Source organism: Bacillus sp. Je.9.29.b, assembly GCF_051129925.1.
Lineage (GTDB): Bacteria > Bacillota > Bacilli > Bacillales > Bacillaceae > Bacillus > Bacillus safensis.
The window spans coordinates 503,906-520,954 of the sequence record NZ_JBCPSO010000002.1 but is presented as its reverse complement, the minus strand read 5'-3'; the positions used below and the strand labels follow the sequence as shown (position 1 = coordinate 520,954).

Sequence of the window (17,049 nt, the reverse complement as noted above, 5' to 3'; positions counted from 1 at the left end):
TCACCTCTTTTCATTTACGTCATGGACGGGATCATTCCTAAAATCGTCTCAATGATGACTGTTAAAATCGGGACTGCCATCACCAAGATGAGAATCTTGCCGCCTAGCTCTATTTTGGATGCAATGGCCCCTTGTCCAGCATCCTTCGTCAGCTGAGCGCCAAATTCCGCAATATAGGCAATGCCAATGATCTTCAATATGGTTTCAACATACTTCATATTGACGCCGGCACTTGCTGCAATTTTTTCAATCATCGAGATAATGGCATAGATTTGATCAATTAAATAAAGAAAAATCACACATCCGGTAAAAACAACAAGCATAAAGGCGAAGGTTGGCTTTTGTTCTTTGACGATTAATGCTAAAAAAGTAGCGATTAAACCAAGTCCAACAATTTGTATGATTTCGATTTGTAAGCCCTCCCCTATCCTTGAAATAGAAATACGGCTTTAATCTTTTTAAACAAATCGTCTACAATGGTTGCCACCATAAACAAAATGTAGATAAACCCAAGCAGCGTCACCCACTGAGCGTACTCTTTCTTCCCCATTTGGTCTAAAATCGTATGGAGAAAGGCCACGACGATGCCTACTCCGGCAATTTGAAAAATGACGTTTACATCAACGCCCATGCTCTCGACTCCCTTCCTCTCACATCAATAAAAGAATCAGTAGTAATCCGCTTAAAAATCCGAGGCTTCTGACCATTTTTTCATTTTTCGCTTGGGCGATTTCAGCTTCTTTCTCCTCTGATTCCAAATGGCCTAAAGCAAGCTTGATATACTTTTGCTGAGAAGTGACATCATGCTGGCCAAGTGTTTCTCCAAAGTGTTTCAGCGCCTCATATTCGCCTTTTTTCAATACGGTTTTTTTCCAAACATACTCTAGACTTTCGTTCCATGCATGGCGTGCAGAAAAAGTTCCCACTTTCAGTTTTTCTGCAAATTGTTCAAACAGCTGATTGACAGGAGGACCTACCTGCGCTGCAATTTGCTCTGCCGCCCGCGCTAAAGGGGTTTGACCATACATAATTTCAGCTTCAAGAGACTGGAGAGCAAACCGCAGCTGCCGAATTTGTTTAGGTCTGTCGCTATATCGTTTGGCAAACTCGAATCCTCCCCAAGTCGTGGCCGCGACAATGAAAATAGCGCCAATGAGCTTTAACATACGTCCACTCCCCGCCTCCATTTCATCTCTTGGCCGTCCCCGCCGTACATCCGCCCGATCGTGCCAGGCCCATTGTTTCGATTTAATTCAACATATCGTTCAAACACACGAAGCTCCCATAACGGCTTAAATGAAGGTCGTTTATATACATCTTCAAGTGAATATCCATGAGCTGAGACGATGATGTTGACTCCGGCATGAATCGCTTCTAAAAGTGCCTCGACATCCTCACTTTTTCCGATTTCATCGACAATCATGACCTCTGGGCTCATAGACCGAATCATCATCATCAATCCTTCAGCCTTTGGACACGCATCGAGTACATCAATCCGGTGGCCAAAATGGTGCTGCGGCACTCCTCTGATACATCCGGCGATTTCAGAACGCTCATCAATAATGCCTGTTTTTCTAGGAGGAATTGTCTTTGTGCCTGTACTAGCAAGACGTGCTATATCCCGGAGCAATGTGGTTTTTCCCGTTTGCGGGGGACCAATGATGAGTGTATTGTGCCAGTGCTCTTCATATAAATAAGGAAGAAAAGGAAGCGCAATCCCGATTTTTTCTTTGGCAATGCGGATATTAAATGAAGAGATATCTCTTAGCCCTTTGACAAATCCGTTTTCAACGATCACCTTTCCAGCAAGTCCTACCCGGTGTCCGCCAGATATAGTGATATAGCCCTGTTTTAGCTCTTCCTCAAGTGTGTACATGCTGTAATTGCTCAGCCTGCCTAATAGCTGAGACGCATCTTCCCAGGTTGTGTGATAAGAAAGGAAACGTGGTTTTCCTCCCTGCATTAATTCAATAGGACGATCCGTGCGAATGCGGATTTCTTCTATTTGCGCCCATTCTGCCTCTTTCAGCAGCCTGAGTTCTTGTCGAATCGAGTGCGGGAGAATATCCAACAAACTCCGCAACGAATTCCCCTCCTTTTTTTCTTCTCTAAAATGTATGATGTGAGCCGTTAATTATGCCAAGCCGTTTCACTTATAGATCCCAACAAGAATAAACACGACACCAATGAAAATGAACACGAGCTTTGCATAGGATAGCTGCCCGGCAATTTGATAGATTCCAATCGTCATCGTGATAATAAAAATGAGCGGCCCGATGATTGCCAATATACTATTGATGACTACCGCTTTCCGTACATCATTTGTGATTAAAATAAGGATGGCTGCCGTCAGTTCAATGGCGGCGGATAAGAATCTCATGCCTGCCATTGCAGCGACTGACGGGTGTAGACCTGGGAGAAATTGTTTCATATAGAACCTCCAGCTTTTTTTACACTATATGCTTGACCAGCTGGAAGTAGTCTTGTTTTTCAGGAGGGAAGAGAGATGAATGAGAGAATTGAGAGAAGGCCTGCCTTGAGGAGTCATTTTTCCAATAAAAAAGACTGTAAACACGAGGTTTACAGCCTTTTTTCGTTCATTACGCTCTTGAAACGTATGAGCCGTCTGATGTATTAATCACTAGTTTATCTCCTTGGTTCACAAAGAAAGGAACGTTGACGATTAAACCAGTTTCAGTTTTTGCAGGTTTTGAGCCGCCTGATGTTGTGTCACCTTTAATACCAGGCTCTGTTTCTACCACTTCTAGTTCTACTGTGTTTGGAAGTTCTACTCCAAGTGTTTCAGCACCGTACATCACGATTTGAACCGACATATTTTCAAGCAAATATTTCAGCTCATCTTTAATTTGTGCTTCACTTAGTTCAAGCTGCTCATAAGAACTTGTATCCATGAAGACATGCTGATCGCCATTTGCATACAAGTATTGCATTGTTTTTGTTTCGATTTGAGCTTTCGCTACTTTTTCGCCTGCGCGGAATGTTTTTTCTTGAATGGCACCTGTACGCAGGTTACGCAGTTTCGAACGAACAAACGCTGCGCCTTTTCCTGGTTTTACGTGCTGAAAATCCACTACTCGCCAAATACCGCCGTCCACTTCAATTGTCAGGCCAGTACGAAAATCGTTTACTGAAATCATTTTGTCATCCTCCTACATTTCACCATCATAATATGATAAGTTCTTTCGGTGAGTGGGTCAATCGTTTATTGCCGTCAGCTGTCAGGACAATATCATCCTCAATTCTCACGCCGCCGACATCTGGCAAGTAAATCCCCGGCTCAACTGTGACGACCATTCCCTCTTCTAAGACGACCTCTGATCGTAAGGAAAGGCCTGGCGCTTCATGTACTTCCATACCTAGCCCGTGCCCGGTTGAATGCCCGAAGTATTGACCATAGCCATACTTTTCAATGATGTCTCGTGTGATGCGATCAGCTTCTTTTCCTGTTAAGCCTGGCTTGATTCTATCCACACCAGCGTTTTCTGCTTCTAATACGATATGATAAATTTCCTTTAGCTTGTCGCTTGGTGTTCCGACAGCAATCGTTCTTGTCATATCAGAACAATAGCCTTTATAGTAAGCACCGAAATCGAGTGTCACTAAATCACCAGATTCAATCACCTTTTCACTCGCTCTTCCGTGAGGCAGGCTTGAACGAACACCTGAGGCCACTATCATATCGAATGAAGATCCTTCAGCACCTTCTTTTCTCATGAAAAATTCAAGCTCGTTCATGACAGCCATTTCCGTCAGGCCCGGCTTGATGTAAGTGAGAATATGATCAAAGGCGTGATCTGCAATCTTCGCAGCTTCCTCTAATATCTTAATCTCTTCACTAGACTTAATCAAGCGCAACTTTTCAACTGATTCAGAGACTGGAACAAGCTCTATACCGCCTGCTTTGGCTACGTACTGCTGATACGTGGCAAATGTCATATGGTTTTGTTCAAACCCAAGGCGTTTCACTCCAAATGCCTTTGCCGTTTGAGCAGCCGTTTCCACAACGTTTCCTTTATGTTCAATGATGTCATAGCCTTTGACTTGATCCTTCGCTTGCTCTGTATAGCGGAAGTCCGTGATAAAAGCTGCCCGGTCCTTTGAAACGACAGCAAGACCGGCTGATCCGGTAAAGCTGGTCATATACTGTAAATTAAAACTGCTTGTAATGACAAGGCCATCGATCTCTAATTCACTTAAAAGTGCTCTTAGTTTTTCAAGTTTCATGATGCTGCTCCCCCTTCACTGACTAAATATCGAATCGCCAATTTATACCCTTCTAAGCCAAGCCCAACGATTTGTCCTTGGCATACTGGAGCAAGTACAGAATGATGGCGGAATTCCTCTCGCTTATGAACATTTGTGATATGTACTTCAATGACTGATAAAGAAATACTTGCAATGGCATCTCTCAGCGCATAGCTGTAGTGGGTAAATGCACCCGGGTTAAACACGACACCATCGTACTGATCTTCTGCTTCATGGAGCGCATCAATCAAATCCCCTTCGTGATTTGATTGAAAGAACGTTAATTGGATGTTTGCTCGTTCTGCGAACTGGAACAAATCCGTCTCTAAATCTGTCAGCGTCTTACTTCCATAAACAGCAGGCTCTCTTTTGCCAAGCCTATTTAAATTGGGTCCATTCAGTACAAGAAAATGAGGCATATGACCACTCCTTCACCCTAATTCAATCTATATCGAGATCTGTTTCTTTTTCCTTAGAAACCTTTCGTTTCCAAAAATATTTTATCATATGAATAGGTGATTTACACTTTATTCTGTCTTTTTCCCGAGTGCCCTCGCAAGCTTCTGACTCGTCAATTCATTATATTCAAACGAAATGCTGTACCCGACAAACATGCCATATAAAATATATAGGCAAAATGTCGTGACAATGGTGCTTTGCTGCAACTCTTGTACTTGCTTTACATCTGGGAAAATGGGATTAAATACGTAAAAAACGAGCAGCCATAAAAGCCCGCCATATACTAAACCCATCCAAAAGCCTTTGATCCTTTTTAAAAGCCCAAAATAAATAAAGGCGGCTCCAATCGATAAAATTCCTAACAGCACAATACTGATAAAAATACCAAGTCCTCCCTTTTTCCATTCTCCAAGCACAAATGGCTGAAGCAGCATATTGGGACTCACCTCTGAAAAATGAAACACATGGGTTAGAAACCCGATAAAGCCCCAAAAAACACCGCCGACAAAGCCTGTAGCAGCCGCTCTTGCCACAAGTGATGTCGTTTGCACGGACTGATTTTTTTCTTCTTGGTTTTTCTTTTCATCACGTTTCATTTGTGAACACCTCCAAACAGTAGTATGTCCAAAATGTCATGAAAAAAAAGGATTTCCATGCGTGAGTGTAAAATTTTTAAAACAGGGTATACTGGCTAAAAAGAGGTAGATAGAATTCTAGTAGATAATCGACCTGTGAGCTAGTGATTTCCCCTCATTTCCTGTACAATAAAGGTATAAGGAAATGCATGTAAATTACAGGAAACAGGCAGGTTGATGAAATATGTCCAATCAAACAAAACCTCCAGCTTATGGAGGGCAGGCAGTTGTCGAAGGTGTCATGTTCGGAGGTAAGAAGAACTATGTGACAGCGATTCGGCGAAAGGACCAGTCCATTGAGTTTTTGAAGCTTCCCCGGACCTCCAATAAACGAACCGCCTTTCTCAAGAAAATCCCCTTTGTCAGGGGTGTTGCTGCACTTGTTGAAGCAAGCGCAAACGGCAGTAAGCACTTAAACTTCTCCAGTGAGCGATATGACTTAGATCCTTCTGAAGATCATACTCTTGAAAAAGAACAAAAAGGCTCGAAATTATCCATGATCTTCGGCATTGCTGTGATCGGAGTTCTCTCTCTACTCTTTAGTAAATTTGTCTTTACCCTGGTACCTGTCTTTTTAGCAGAGCTTGTGCGCCCCATCTTTTCAGGGAATTTCGCACAAATCGCAGTGGAAACATTCTTCAAATTGGTCCTTTTATTAGGCTATATTTACTTTATTTCCATGACCCCTTTAATTAAAAGAGTATTTCAATATCATGGGGCAGAACATAAAGTCATAAACTGCTATGAACAGAACCTTGACATCACAGTGGAAAATGTCCAAAAGCAATCCCGTCTGCATTATCGATGCGGCAGCAGCTTTATTTTATTCACTGTCATTGTTGGAATGTTCGTCTATTTACTCGTACCGACAGATCCTTTATGGGTGAGAGTTCTGAACCGCTTGGCACTTATTCCGGTTGTTCTGGGCATTTCATTTGAAGTGCTTCAGCTCACGAACAGACTCCGAGAAGTGCCTGTGCTTAAAGTGCTTGGCTATCCTGGCCTTTGGCTGCAATTGCTCACAACAAAAGAACCTTCTGACGATCAAGTCGAGGTAGCCATTGCAAGTTTTAATGAACTTCTTCGTTTAGAGGAAGCGTCACTGAAACAAGCGTCAGATTCTGCTCATCAAGTGATCTAACTTATAAATCCGGTAAATTCCTTCGGAGGTGGACAGTTATGAATCGCCGAGTACATCCTGCTTTTACCATTATTTTCGCTTTAGGTGTTTTGGGATTTGTGTACTTACTCACAACGAACCCAGGCAGACTTTTTACCATGCTGCTGTCTGTTGTGATCGTTGGAGCGGCTCTATTTTTCCTATTTAGATGGCTGATGAATCGAAGAACTGGAACAGAGGGCAATCTTTATCGTAAAGCAGTCAAACAATCAAAACGTCGCTACCAGCAGCCTAAACCAAAAACGAAAAGCCAGATGAAAAATCGGGTCACTCATTTGCGAAGCGTGCCGACTGACCACAAGTCTAAGCCCGTCCTTCTCAAAAAGAAAAGCCAAACACATTTGACTGTGATTGAAGGCAAGAAAAACAAAAAGAAGAATCGCGCCTTATTTTAAAATGTCCAGCTTTTTAAAAATTGCTCGGCCTTCTGTCTGCCTAGATCGACGAGCGCCTTTTTCTTTTCTGTCATGAGTTGAAAATCAGTGGCAATGACGTGTTCTACAGGAATAAAAATAATATGACGTTCGTGTTTTGTGGCGATATGTCTTTCGTCATGAGCACCACGCATCGTTTCAAAAAGAGCGCCAAACAGTTCAAACGCATTGCGGATGGAGTGTTGAGGGCGTTCTTTTTCGTTTGGCGTTAATGTGACACCGACGAACGGTCTTTTTTTCTCTTCAGCAAACAGCCAAATTGGAAAATTGCTCAGCACTCCTCCATCTACAATGGTACAAATGCCTTTTGATGACTTCAGTTTGACAGGTTCGAAAAAATACGGCAAGCTGCAGCTCATTCGAATGGCCCTCGCCACAGAAAACCGTTCTGGATTTAATCCATATGAAGGAAGGTCGTCTGGCAGAACAAGGATTTTTCCATTCGTTAAATCGGACGCAACGATTTTCAGTGAATCTTTTTTGAGGTCTCCAAACACGGTGACCCCTTTTCGTTTTAGCACATCGGTCAGCCATTTTTCCAGCCGGTCTCCTTTATAAAGACCGAGACGCCAGTAAATGGATACCCACCTGAGCATTTTAAACGGGATGAATTGACATCTCCTATCAAGCAATTGATGCTCATCCATTTCATCTAAAAGCGTGCGAATTTCCTGGCTTGTAAAACCTGCTGCGATGAGTGAAGCAATGATTGCTCCAGCACTTGTACCAGCAAGACGGACAAATTGAAATCCTCTTGCTTCAAGCGCTTCATAGGCACCTGCAAGCGCTGCCCCCTTAATGCCTCCACCTGAGAACACACCATCTATCTTCATCAAGGAGCCCCCTTTGATTTCACGCTAATAATAGTGTAGGAGCTTTTGCTTTCAATTAGAACTTTAATCAAAAAGGACACCCATGCTGAGGGTGTCCTTTTTGATTAAGATTCTTGATTTGTTTGTTCGTTTTTCTTTTGAATCGCTTTCAGCTGAACAGATCGCTCATCGTTTTCTTCAAAAAATTGAACGAGATCGCCGATGCGGTCAATGCTGTTCCAGCTGAGATGATGTTCAATGCCTTCTACATCATCATAAATTTTCTCTTCATCTACACCAATGATTCTTAAAAATTGCTCTAGCAGTTCATGTCTGTATACGAGACGTTTTCCAATTTTTTTGCCTTTCGGGGTTAAAATTAGACCACGATACTTCTCATAAATGAGGTATTCATCTTTATCTAGCTTCTGAACCATTTTTGTTACAGAGGAGGGATGGACAGCGAGTGCTTCTGCAATATCAGAGACTCTGGCATATCCTTTATCTTCTATCAGCATATAAATTTGTTCAATGTAATCTTCCATACTAGGTGTAGTCATAAAACCCCTCCATAATGCACCTTTACTTAATAATCAACCCAATTCTACACCATCGTTCATTAAAAAACAAGGAGTGTCCATCGGCTTAACGCTTGTAATTCCAATCATCTGAGGCATATTTCGTTTTTGCAAGATGATGGACAAACGCTAATTCTTCATCTGTCAGCTCATAAGGTTCAAGCTCAATATTTAATCCTTTTTCAAACCCTCTTTTAAACGCAGCACGCGCATCGTCTATTGTACATGTTCGGTCTGAGATTTCATTGATGGCAACCGCTTTGTTTTTAAAGCTTCGCTGCATCCGTTCTCTCACCCGGTCGTTTGGATAAAGGAACAAATCGAACAATTTGTCCTCATCAAGGTCAATTAAAATAGATCCATGCTGGAGAATGACACCTTTTTGTCTCGTCTGAGCACTGCCCGCTACCTTTCTGCCTTCTACAACAAGCTCGTACCAAGAAGGGGCATCAAAGCATACAGATGATCTTGGGTTCTTTAAGCTTTCCTTTTCTTTATCTGTACGAGGAATGGCAAAATACGCATCGAGTCCCAGCTCTTTAAAGCCCTCTAAAATGCCTTCTGAAATAACGCGGTACGCCTCTGTCACCGTCGCTGGCATTTCTGGATGTTCCTCTGACACAATCACGCTGTAGGTCAGCTCCTGGTCATGAAGTACTCCCCGTCCTCCGGTTGGTCTGCGGACAAATCCAAGACCATATCGCTTGACGGCTTCTAGGTTGATTTCTTTTTCAACGTTCTGAAAATACCCAACAGATAATGTCGCCGGATCCCATCCATAAAAACGGATAACAGGCGGGATGAGCTTCTCACTATGCCAATAAAGCAAAGCTTCGTCCATTGCCATGTTAAAGGCAGGGTCTTGGTTTCCTGAATCAATGAAACACCATTTCTCTTTTTGCATATAAAATCCCTTCTCTTTTACGTAGTCAATGTTAGATGATGGTGGTGACCACCGGTTTTCTCTCTTCATCAGTCTATCAAATAGGGACGGAATTGAAAATAATTCTTACCATTTATGATGACAAGTTTCTTATGCTTTACTATAATAGTATTTGTCTAAAACGTACCATCAGACAGGCTACTGTGCTGATGCTCAAGAAGGAGTCGAGTTGTATTGTCAATATTCAACTATATCGTCCTCTCACTTTGTGGACTTTTCGTTCTTTATTCCATCGGCAGCTACATTTATCAGCAGCGCATTATGAAAACGCTGACGGAAGAAGAATTTATTAAAGGTTACCGCAAAGCCCAGCTCATTGATGTGAGAGAGCCAAATGAGTTTGAAGGCGGACATATTTTAGGGGCTAGAAATATTCCCCTTTCCCAGCTAAAGCAGCGCAAAAATGAAATACGTCCTGACAAGCCTGTTTATCTCTATTGTCAAAATAATTTTAGAAGCGGAAAAGCAGCCCAAACTTTACGTAAAAACGGCTGCCGTGAGATTTATAATTTAAAAGGCGGCTTTAAAAAATGGGGCGGCCGCATTAAAACGAAAAACTAACAAAAAAGACTCTGGGAGCATGATTCCCCCTGAGTCTTTTTTCTTTATTTTCTTTCAAAAACGAGAACTGGATTCCGTGCGGCCTTTGTTTCGTCCATACGTTTGACGACCGTTGTATGCGGCGCTTCCTGCACCACTTCAGGATTCTCTTCTGCTTCTTTCGCAATTTGAATCATTGCTTCGATGAATGCATCAAGTGTTTCTTTTGATTCTGTTTCAGTCGGTTCAATCATGATACATTCCTCTACATTGAGCGGGAAGTAAATCGTTGGCGGATGATAGCCAAAATCAAGTAATCGTTTGGCAATATCCAGTGTCCGCACACCTAATTTTTTCTGACGTTTACCTGAAAGGACAAATTCATGCTTACAATGACGATCAAACGGCAAATCATAATGAGCACTTAAGCGGCGCATCATATAATTCGCATTTAACACAGCATTATCGGTTACAGCCTTTAAGCCGTCTGGCCCCATCGAGCGGATGTACGCATAGGCTCTGACGTTAATGCCAAAGTTGCCATAGAATGGCTTCACGCGCCCAATTGATTCTGGACGGTCATGATCAAAGTAAAAACGGCCTTCCTTCTTCACAAGCACCGGCTTTGGCAAATAAGGAATTAATTCCTTTTTAACGCCAACAGGACCTGAGCCAGGACCTCCGCCTCCGTGCGGGCCTGTAAAGGTTTTATGAAGATTTAAGTGGACAACATCAAATCCCATATCTCCTGGTCTTGCTCTGCTTAAAACAGCGTTCAAGTTGGCTCCGTCATAATAAAGCTTACCACCCGCTCCGTGAACGATTTCAGCCATTTCTAAAATATTTTCTTCAAAGAGGCCTAGTGTATTCGGGTTAGTAAGCATTAAAGCAGCTGTTTCTTCATTAACAACGCGGCGTAAATCTTCTAAATCAACAAGCCCGTTTTCGTCAGATGCGACGGTAATGGTTTCAAATCCAGCGACTGTCGCAGATGCCGGGTTCGTTCCATGAGCAGAATCAGGCACAATGACTTTTGTACGCTGATGATCTCCTCTTGCTTCATGGTACGCACGGATCATCATGAGTCCCGTCCACTCGCCGTGTGCTCCTGCCGCAGGCTGTAATGTCACAGCGTCCATTCCCGTAATTTCTTCAAGATGTTCACCTAGATCGTATAGTAATTCTAATGCACCTTGTACAGTGTCTGCCTCTTGTAGCGGATGAACCTGCGAGAACCCTGCAAGGCGTGCAACCTTTTCATTAATCTTTGGATTATATTTCATCGTGCAAGAGCCAAGAGGATAAAATCCGGAATCAACCCCATGATTGCGTCTTGATAATGCTGTATAATGACGCATAATATCAAGCTCAGATACTTCAGGAAGCTCAGCATCCTCATCACGGATGTACGTCTCATCAAATAAAGACGGGATCTCCTGTTCAGGTACATCTAAATCAGGCAGGCTGTACCCTATTCTTCCTTCTTTAGATAATTCAAAAATAAGCGGCTGATCTTGTTTATTCATGGCGATCCCCCAATTCCTTGATAAACGTATCAATTTCTTCTTTTGTTCTTAACTCTGTCACGGCTACAAGCATGTGCTGCTGAAGCTCTGGGTAGTCTAGCCCTAAGTCGTAGCCGCCGATGATTCCTTTTTCAAGCAATCGTTTATTGGCTTCTTTCACAGGCTCCTGTAACTTGATCACAAATTCATTAAAATGAGCTCCTTCTACATCCGCCTGCAGTCCATATTTTTCTGCTTGCGTCTTGGCATAATGGGCTTTTTGCACGTTTTGATAGGCGATGTCTTTTATGCCTGTTTTCCCTAGTGCCGTCATGGCAACAGAAGCAGCTAACGCATTTAATGCTTGGTTTGAGCAAATATTTGACGTCGCTTTATCTCTTCGAATGTGCTGTTCACGCGCTTGAAGGGTCAGGACAAATCCACGAACACCATTTTCATCTTCTGTCTGCCCGACTAAACGACCTGGCACTTTTCTCATCAACTTTTTCGTCACGGCAAAATATCCGCAGTGAGGTCCGCCAAATGCAGCCGGGATGCCGAACGGCTGCGCATCACCAACGACAATATCTGCCCCGAGTTTTCCAGGAGGCGTCAATAATCCGAGTGCGAGGGGATTGCTAGAGACAATGAATAGGCTTTTTCCTTTATGTGCAATGGGTTCAATGTCTTTTAACGGCTCGACTACACCAAAAAAGTTTGGATATTGCACGAGAACTGCTGCTGTATCATCGCAGACCGCCTTTTCCAATGCAGCTAGATCTGTCTGCCCTTTTTTCGCAGGCACTTCAACAACTTCAATGTTTTGTCCTTTGGCGTATGTTTTTAGCACCGCTCTTGATTCAGGGTGAACCGTTTCAGAAACAACCACTTTTTTCTTCTTTGTGTGTCCCGCAGCGAGCATTGCCGCTTCAGCCAGTGCCGTCCCGCCATCATACATCGAGGAGTTGGCAAGATCCATACCAGTCAGCTCAGCAATCATTGTTTGAAATTCAAAGATTGCTTGCAATTCACCTTGCGAAATCTCAGGTTGATAAGGTGTATACGCTGTATAAAATTCAGAGCGTGAGATGACATGATCGACAATGACAGGCTGGTAATGATCATATACACCAGCTCCAAGAAACGATGCATAGGAAACTGTATCCTTATTCTTTGCAGCTAGTCGGGATAATTCCCTGACAAGTGCTGTTTCAGATGCGGCTTCTTTGATGTTGTATGCTCCTTTGAATCTAACTTTCTCTGGGATATCTGAAAAAAGCTCATCAATCGACTGAACGCCGATGACATCCAGCATTTCTTTTTGATCCTGCTCTGTTTGCGGCAAATACCTGTGCTTCATCCTCTATTCCCCCTCGTTATTTGGCTCTTTTATAAAATGGTGTTGCGACGATTTTGGCTTTTAGACGTTTTTTGCGAACTTGTACCTCCACCTCTGCCCCAAGCTCCGCCACTGAGGTTTCGATCAAAGCAAGCCCGACATTTTTCTTTAATGTTGGGGATTGAGTGCCCGTTGTAACAATCCCAACCTGCTTTTCTCCTAAAAAGACTGGATAATCTGTACGCGGTATCCCTTTATCGATCATTTCAATGCCGACAAGCTTTCGTTTCAGTCCCTCTTCTTTTTGTTTTTTAAGTGCAGCTTTTCCGATAAAATCAGCTTCTTTATCCGTTTTGACAGCAAAACCAATGCCGCCTTCTAATGGAGAGATATCCTTTGTCAGCTCCTGGCCATAAAGCGGAAGTCTTGCTTCAAATCTCAAGGTGTCACGTGCACCGAGTCCGCATGGAATGAGTCCTTTTGGCTGCCCCGCTTCTAATAAAGCTGACCAAAGGTGGACCGCATCTTCTGACTGACAGTAGATTTCAAAGCCGTCTTCCCCTGTGTAGCCTGTTCTGGAAACGAGCACTTCTTTATTTGCGACCTCAGCTTTTGATAAAAACGTAAATGGCTTAAGCGATGTCACCTCTTCATCTGCCACCTCTTTGATGATGTCAGCTGCAAGAGGTCCTTGAAGCGCTAGCAAGGCGGTTTGATCAGAAATATTTTTGATCAATACATCATCCTTCTCTTGGTGCTTCAATAGCCAATCCACATCTTTTTCGATATTTGATGCATTGATGACAAGTAAATAGTGATTCTTTTCTTTTTGGTAGACGAGCAGGTCATCTACCGTTCCGCCATCTTCATAACACATGGCTGTATATAGTGCCTTACCGTCTGTCAGCTTAGACACATCATTGGTTAATAACCTTTGTAAAAATGGAAGGGCATCTTGACCTTTGACGTCCACCTCACCCATGTGAGACACATCAAAAAGCCCTGCTTTTGTTCGAACAGCTTCATGTTCTTCTTTAATGGAAGAAAATTGGACAGGTAATTCCCAGCCCCCGAAGTCAATGGTTTTTGCGCCAAACGTTTCATACGCATGAAAAAGCGGTGTTCGTTTCAACATCAATCGTTTCCCCCTTTTTTCTTACAGTGCAAATGCAAGCTGAATTTTCAGAAAAAAATCACAGCAAAAAAGGACAGAGCGCTCCCTTTTATCAAAAAGAAGTCTCTGTCCTTGCACCTGAAAGTTTACAGCACAATATCCTTGTGCGTTTTCCCCTTTGGTGGTTTGCTAAAACCCTTAAGCAAACACTCTCCAGAGTTGCGTCCGGTAAGAGTACTTTTGCCTGAGAGATTCACTGAATCATTCAGCTTGCTCCTTCGGCGCCTGCCAGTGCAAAATAACCGCCAAGTCTCTCCCCATACCATCATCCGCTCATATTTTTCACATTTATTGGACATACTATCAAAATGGGTGACTTATTTTCTAGATCACTTATCAACATCCTACCATTAGAAATGGATGAAGAGCAACAGAAAAATCATTAACATTTTTAAAATAACCTTTCGATATCGTTCGCTTTTATTCATATATCTAGTCTTTTATAGACCTCTAAAAAAATGAAGCGTTTAAAAACAGAACAATTTTATCAGATCCTACTAGAAAGAAAGGCAGGCGACCACATTGAATATTCAAACGATTTTTGATCAGGAATGGGCAAATGAATTTCAGCAGCGGCTTTCAGCAGACGGCCCCTGGGCGAACTGGGATATGTATCGTTTAGCGACGCAGGTTCAAAAAGTCACAGCCATTGATTCATTCGAGGGGCTGCAAGCTCCCAAGCACCTGCCTGCGTTCACACCTTTAAAGCACCAGCTCGAAGTAGCCAGAAGAGTCGTAGAAGAAATGAATGGGAAAGCCATTCTAGCAGATGAAGTGGGACTTGGAAAAACCGTAGAAGCAGGACTCATTATCAAAGAATACATGATTCGTGGACTTGCCAAAAAGATTCTCATTCTCGTCCCCGCCTCCCTTGTGTCTCAGTGGGTACAGGAGCTGCGGACGAAATTTTATATTGATGCTGTTGAACAAAAAAAGAGCTATGTGTGGGAGCAGTGTGACGTTGTCGTTTCCTCTATTGACACAGCCAAAAGACAGCCGCATCGAGACACGATTTTATCGATTGCCTACGATATGGTCATTATCGATGAAGCACACAAACTGAAAAACAATAAAACGAAAAACTATGAATTTGTGAGAAACCTGAATAAGAAATTCTGCCTGCTGCTGACAGCGACACCTATTCAAAACCGGATCGGAGAAATATTTAATCTTGTTTCCCTTCTGAAGCCAGGACACCTAGGAAATGAACATCAATTTAAAGATATCTTTGCCAAAAAGGACTTGCAGCTTGAAGACCATGACCGATTAAAACAGCTCGTCAATAAAGTGATGATTCGAAACCGAAGACAAGACACAGGCATCGAGTGGACAAAACGGCATGTCAAAACGATTTCCATTGATTTCTCTCCGACAGAACAAGCATTGTATGATGAAATCTGCAAGCTGAAAGAGAATCCGTCTTATACAAAGCATATGTTTTCCATTATGACCTTGGAACGAGAATGCTGTTCAAGCCGTGAAGCAGTTTATATGACGATTAAAAAAATGCAGGAAGAAGAAAAGCATATTCTCGGATCTTCTGCTATAACGCAAATCATGGAGAAAATCAATCAAGTGGAGCAAAACTCAAAGGCGCTTGAAGTCGTCAAACTCATTCAGCAGTTAAATGAGAAGGTCATTATTTTCACCGAATACCGCGCCACACAAATTTATTTACAATGGTTTCTACAGCAAAATGGCATCAGCTCTGTGCCATTTCGGGGCGGCTTTAAGCGGGGCAAAAAAGATTGGATGAAAGATTTATTCAGAGAACGGGCGCAAGTGTTAATTGCGACAGAAGCTGGCGGCGAAGGGATCAACCTTCAGTTTTGTAACCAAATCATCAACTACGACCTCCCGTGGAACCCGATGCGTTTAGAACAGAGAATTGGACGTATCCACCGCCTTGGCCAAGAGCGGGATGTCCACATTTACAATATGTCAACAAACGGAACAGTTGAAGAGCATATTTTAAAGCTTTTATATGAGAAAATTCAGCTGTTTGAAAACGTCATAGGCGATTTAGATGATATTTTAACGAGGATTGATATTGAAGATGTCGAAACAAAGTTGCATCAAATCCTCTTCCAGCATGAACCGGACGGAGACATGAAAAAGAAATTAACCCAGTTTGCTTCTTATTTAACTGAAGCACAAACACCACTTTTAGAAAAAAGACAGCAGGGCTCATAAAGGAGAGTTGATCAATGGAGCAGCATGACATTCACACCTTTCTTCTCCGTTTTTTCAAAGCGAATCAATGCAGCATATTAGAAGAAAGTGCAGGACATATGACCGTACAGCTGACAATCGAAATGGATAAATTGATTATGAACCGTCCTTTTTATTGGCACTGGCTTGAAAAAACTGGCGGTGTACCTGAACCGCGGCAATTGACATTCATCACAGATCAAAAAAAAGCGGGTGATACGACCAGTGGTGAATTTATCCATTTCGGCTCCCCCCGGTTATTTCAAATATTTGAGGCGGTCAAAGAGCAGGGCCGTTTTATCCGGCTTTATGAACGAGTCAGCCCGCTCACGAACAACCAGATCGCCCTTGAGCCATGGCTTGGTCTCAATGTAAAAATTTCTTACCTTGCAGACCGCAAGAAGGATAAGCTTTTATCATTAGGCCTTCATCTCATTCGCGGAGAAGTCATTGAACAATTTCAAGAGAAGCTGGAAGCTCGTGAGCTGTCGTCTCAAATTCCCGATTATTGCTTTACGATGAGTACAATGATTAAGCCTGAAAGCGGAATCAAACGGCTCTACAGCCTCATGGAGCGTTATGCCCATGAGGAGCCGGACGACTGGGCAGTGCGAGCCGTTCAAAAATGGAAGGAAGACTTCGAACTTTTAAACCAATTTTATGAAGGGACTTCAGACACATCTGTAGAATATGAAATAGAAAGACAAGCACTTAAAACTTTATATGAACCAAAAATCAGTCTTACGATTGAAAATGGCGGACTTTTTTACTTACAGCAAAAAAGAGGAGGTTGACTCATGGTCCCCCTCCCCTTTTATGTGACATACAATTTTCGATCAGTCTAAAGCTAAGTTTGTCTGTTTGTATTGGGCGGAAACATGACGCAAGCAAACTATGAGGTCTTACCACCTATGTCTTTCCATTTCATGCGTTAAGTGCCTGAAATACATGATTCAGTATTTTAGGAGGGTAT

At 42.7% G+C, this 17,049-nt stretch carries 20 protein-coding genes and 2 riboswitches; of the genes, 5 read left to right on the top strand and 15 right to left on the bottom strand.

What is annotated here, in order from left to right:
* Window positions 1–14: 14 nt before the first annotated feature.
* From spoIIIAD to AAZR19_RS05970, 9 genes are all read right to left on the bottom strand, one after another.
* On the bottom strand, window positions 15–428 hold the full coding sequence (gene spoIIIAD / locus AAZR19_RS06010) for a stage III sporulation protein AD (RefSeq protein WP_087978339.1): 414 nt from the start codon (window positions 426–428) through the stop codon (window positions 15–17).
* Window positions 425–631 carry a stage III sporulation protein AC gene (spoIIIAC, locus tag AAZR19_RS06005; protein ID WP_003153142.1) on the bottom strand — a complete coding sequence of 69 codons (207 nt, stop codon included), beginning with the start codon at window positions 629–631 and terminating at the stop codon, window positions 425–427. The genes spoIIIAD and spoIIIAC overlap by 4 nt, the downstream gene beginning before the upstream one ends.
* Before the next feature lie 19 nt (window positions 632–650).
* Window positions 651–1,166 (bottom strand): stage III sporulation protein SpoIIIAB, encoded by a 516-nt coding sequence (gene spoIIIAB, locus AAZR19_RS06000; protein WP_041106834.1) that lies wholly within the window; start codon window positions 1,164–1,166, stop codon window positions 651–653.
* On the bottom strand, window positions 1,160–2,083 hold the full coding sequence (spoIIIAA, locus tag AAZR19_RS05995; protein WP_226014605.1) for a stage III sporulation protein AA: 924 nt from the start codon (window positions 2,081–2,083) through the stop codon (window positions 1,160–1,162). The genes spoIIIAB and spoIIIAA overlap by 7 nt, the downstream gene beginning before the upstream one ends.
* Before the next feature lie 66 nt (window positions 2,084–2,149).
* Complete coding sequence (locus AAZR19_RS05990; protein ID WP_024422953.1) at window positions 2,150–2,431, bottom strand: YqhV family protein; 282 nt, start codon at window positions 2,429–2,431, stop codon at window positions 2,150–2,152.
* 169 nt (window positions 2,432–2,600) lie between these two features.
* Window positions 2,601–3,158, bottom strand: coding sequence for an elongation factor P (gene efp, locus AAZR19_RS05985; protein ID WP_024422954.1), 558 nt, complete (start codon window positions 3,156–3,158; stop codon window positions 2,601–2,603).
* A gap of 25 nt (window positions 3,159–3,183) precedes the next feature.
* Window positions 3,184–4,245 (bottom strand): M24 family metallopeptidase, encoded by a 1,062-nt coding sequence (locus AAZR19_RS05980; protein ID WP_041106835.1) that lies wholly within the window; start codon window positions 4,243–4,245, stop codon window positions 3,184–3,186.
* Window positions 4,242–4,685, bottom strand: a complete 444-nt coding sequence (gene aroQ, locus AAZR19_RS05975) for a type II 3-dehydroquinate dehydratase (RefSeq protein WP_041106837.1) — start codon at window positions 4,683–4,685, stop codon at window positions 4,242–4,244. The genes AAZR19_RS05980 and aroQ overlap by 4 nt, the downstream gene beginning before the upstream one ends.
* 108 nt (window positions 4,686–4,793) lie before the next feature.
* Window positions 4,794–5,321 (bottom strand): YqhR family membrane protein, encoded by a 528-nt coding sequence (locus AAZR19_RS05970; RefSeq protein WP_041106838.1) that lies wholly within the window; start codon window positions 5,319–5,321, stop codon window positions 4,794–4,796.
* A 223-nt stretch (window positions 5,322–5,544) separates the two neighbouring features.
* Here AAZR19_RS05970 and AAZR19_RS05965 point away from each other — a divergent pair, with 223 nt between their 5' ends.
* On the top strand, window positions 5,545–6,501 hold the full coding sequence (locus tag AAZR19_RS05965; protein WP_041106840.1) for a DUF1385 domain-containing protein: 957 nt from the start codon (window positions 5,545–5,547) through the stop codon (window positions 6,499–6,501).
* 38 nt (window positions 6,502–6,539) lie between these two features.
* Window positions 6,540–6,935: an SA1362 family protein gene (locus tag AAZR19_RS05960; protein ID WP_034280242.1), complete on the top strand. Its 396-nt coding sequence runs from the start codon at window positions 6,540–6,542 to the stop codon at window positions 6,933–6,935.
* On the opposite strand, the gene AAZR19_RS05955 is transcribed toward AAZR19_RS05960, so the two are convergent.
* The 3 genes from AAZR19_RS05955 to AAZR19_RS05945 all read right to left on the bottom strand — a co-directional run bounded on the left by AAZR19_RS05955 (window position 6,932) and on the right by AAZR19_RS05945 (window position 9,268).
* Entirely contained in the window at window positions 6,932–7,807 is an 876-nt protein-coding gene (locus AAZR19_RS05955) for a patatin-like phospholipase family protein (RefSeq protein ID WP_024422960.1), read from the bottom strand. The two genes, AAZR19_RS05960 and AAZR19_RS05955, sit on opposite strands and share 4 nt — an antisense overlap.
* Before the next feature lie 104 nt (window positions 7,808–7,911).
* Entirely contained in the window at window positions 7,912–8,346 is a 435-nt protein-coding gene (gene mntR, locus AAZR19_RS05950; protein ID WP_024422961.1) for a transcriptional regulator MntR, read from the bottom strand.
* Between the two features lie 85 nt (window positions 8,347–8,431).
* Complete coding sequence (locus AAZR19_RS05945; protein ID WP_034280239.1) at window positions 8,432–9,268, bottom strand: lipoate--protein ligase family protein; 837 nt, start codon at window positions 9,266–9,268, stop codon at window positions 8,432–8,434.
* Window positions 9,269–9,487: 219 nt separating this feature from the next.
* On the opposite strand from AAZR19_RS05945, the gene AAZR19_RS05940 reads away from it, so the two are divergent.
* Window positions 9,488–9,868: a rhodanese-like domain-containing protein gene (locus AAZR19_RS05940; RefSeq protein WP_024422963.1), complete on the top strand. Its 381-nt coding sequence runs from the start codon at window positions 9,488–9,490 to the stop codon at window positions 9,866–9,868.
* Window positions 9,869–9,912: 44 nt separating this feature from the next.
* On the opposite strand, the gene gcvPB is transcribed toward AAZR19_RS05940, so the two are convergent.
* Genes gcvPB through gcvT form a run of 3 tightly spaced genes read right to left on the bottom strand, consistent with a single transcriptional unit; the run spans window position 9,913 to window position 13,826 of the window.
* Window positions 9,913–11,373, bottom strand: a complete 1,461-nt coding sequence (gcvPB, locus tag AAZR19_RS05935; RefSeq protein ID WP_041106844.1) for an aminomethyl-transferring glycine dehydrogenase subunit GcvPB — start codon at window positions 11,371–11,373, stop codon at window positions 9,913–9,915.
* A complete protein-coding gene (gene gcvPA / locus AAZR19_RS05930; RefSeq protein WP_024427996.1) occupies window positions 11,366–12,712 on the bottom strand; it encodes an aminomethyl-transferring glycine dehydrogenase subunit GcvPA in 1,347 nt (448 codons plus the stop codon). Before gcvPA ends, gcvPB begins: the two co-directional genes overlap by 8 nt.
* A 16-nt stretch (window positions 12,713–12,728) precedes the next feature.
* Entirely contained in the window at window positions 12,729–13,826 is a 1,098-nt protein-coding gene (gcvT, locus tag AAZR19_RS05925; RefSeq protein WP_262090184.1) for a glycine cleavage system aminomethyltransferase GcvT, read from the bottom strand.
* Window positions 13,827–13,929: 103 nt separating this feature from the next.
* Window positions 13,930–14,024: riboswitch (glycine riboswitch) on the bottom strand.
* A 3-nt stretch (window positions 14,025–14,027) separates the two neighbouring features.
* Window positions 14,028–14,134, bottom strand: a riboswitch (glycine riboswitch).
* Between the two features lie 253 nt (window positions 14,135–14,387).
* Between gcvT and AAZR19_RS05920 the strand changes: the two genes are divergently transcribed.
* The gene (locus tag AAZR19_RS05920) at window positions 14,388–16,058 is read left to right on the top strand and encodes a DEAD/DEAH box helicase (protein WP_248350791.1); all 1,671 of its coding nucleotides are present in this window, start codon (window positions 14,388–14,390) and stop codon (window positions 16,056–16,058) included.
* Window positions 16,059–16,072: 14 nt separating this feature from the next.
* Window positions 16,073–16,870 carry a YqhG family protein gene (locus AAZR19_RS05915; RefSeq protein ID WP_326349563.1) on the top strand — a complete coding sequence of 266 codons (798 nt, stop codon included), beginning with the start codon at window positions 16,073–16,075 and terminating at the stop codon, window positions 16,868–16,870.
* Window positions 16,871–17,049: the final 179 nt, after the last annotated feature.

Bases quoted from the DNA above. Each gene is read 5' to 3' on its own strand.
- AAZR19_RS05945 (WP_034280239.1), bottom strand. From the start codon at position 9,268: ATGCAAAAAGAGAAATGGTGTTTCATTGATTCAGGAAACCAAGACCCT.
- aroQ (WP_041106837.1), bottom strand. From the start codon at position 4,685: ATGCCTCATTTTCTTGTACTGAATGGACCCAATTTAAATAGGCTTGGC.
- gcvPA (WP_024427996.1), bottom strand. From the start codon at position 12,712: ATGAAGCACAGGTATTTGCCGCAAACAGAGCAGGATCAAAAAGAAATG.
- AAZR19_RS05955 (WP_024422960.1), bottom strand. From the start codon at position 7,807: ATGAAGATAGATGGTGTGTTCTCAGGTGGAGGCATTAAGGGGGCAGCG.
- AAZR19_RS05990 (WP_024422953.1), bottom strand. From the start codon at position 2,431: ATGAAACAATTTCTCCCAGGTCTACACCCGTCAGTCGCTGCAATGGCA.
- efp (WP_024422954.1), bottom strand. From the start codon at position 3,158: ATGATTTCAGTAAACGATTTTCGTACTGGCCTGACAATTGAAGTGGAC.
- AAZR19_RS05970 (WP_041106838.1), bottom strand. From the start codon at position 5,321: ATGAAACGTGATGAAAAGAAAAACCAAGAAGAAAAAAATCAGTCCGTG.
- mntR (WP_024422961.1), bottom strand. From the start codon at position 8,346: ATGACTACACCTAGTATGGAAGATTACATTGAACAAATTTATATGCTG.
- AAZR19_RS05960 (WP_034280242.1), top strand. From the start codon at position 6,540: ATGAATCGCCGAGTACATCCTGCTTTTACCATTATTTTCGCTTTAGGT.
- AAZR19_RS05915 (WP_326349563.1), top strand. From the start codon at position 16,073: ATGGAGCAGCATGACATTCACACCTTTCTTCTCCGTTTTTTCAAAGCG.
- spoIIIAB (WP_041106834.1), bottom strand. From the start codon at position 1,166: ATGTTAAAGCTCATTGGCGCTATTTTCATTGTCGCGGCCACGACTTGG.
- gcvPB (WP_041106844.1), bottom strand. From the start codon at position 11,373: ATGAATAAACAAGATCAGCCGCTTATTTTTGAATTATCTAAAGAAGGA.
- AAZR19_RS05965 (WP_041106840.1), top strand. From the start codon at position 5,545: ATGTCCAATCAAACAAAACCTCCAGCTTATGGAGGGCAGGCAGTTGTC.
- spoIIIAC (WP_003153142.1), bottom strand. From the start codon at position 631: ATGGGCGTTGATGTAAACGTCATTTTTCAAATTGCCGGAGTAGGCATC.
- gcvT (WP_262090184.1), bottom strand. From the start codon at position 13,826: ATGTTGAAACGAACACCGCTTTTTCATGCGTATGAAACGTTTGGCGCA.
- AAZR19_RS05980 (WP_041106835.1), bottom strand. From the start codon at position 4,245: ATGAAACTTGAAAAACTAAGAGCACTTTTAAGTGAATTAGAGATCGAT.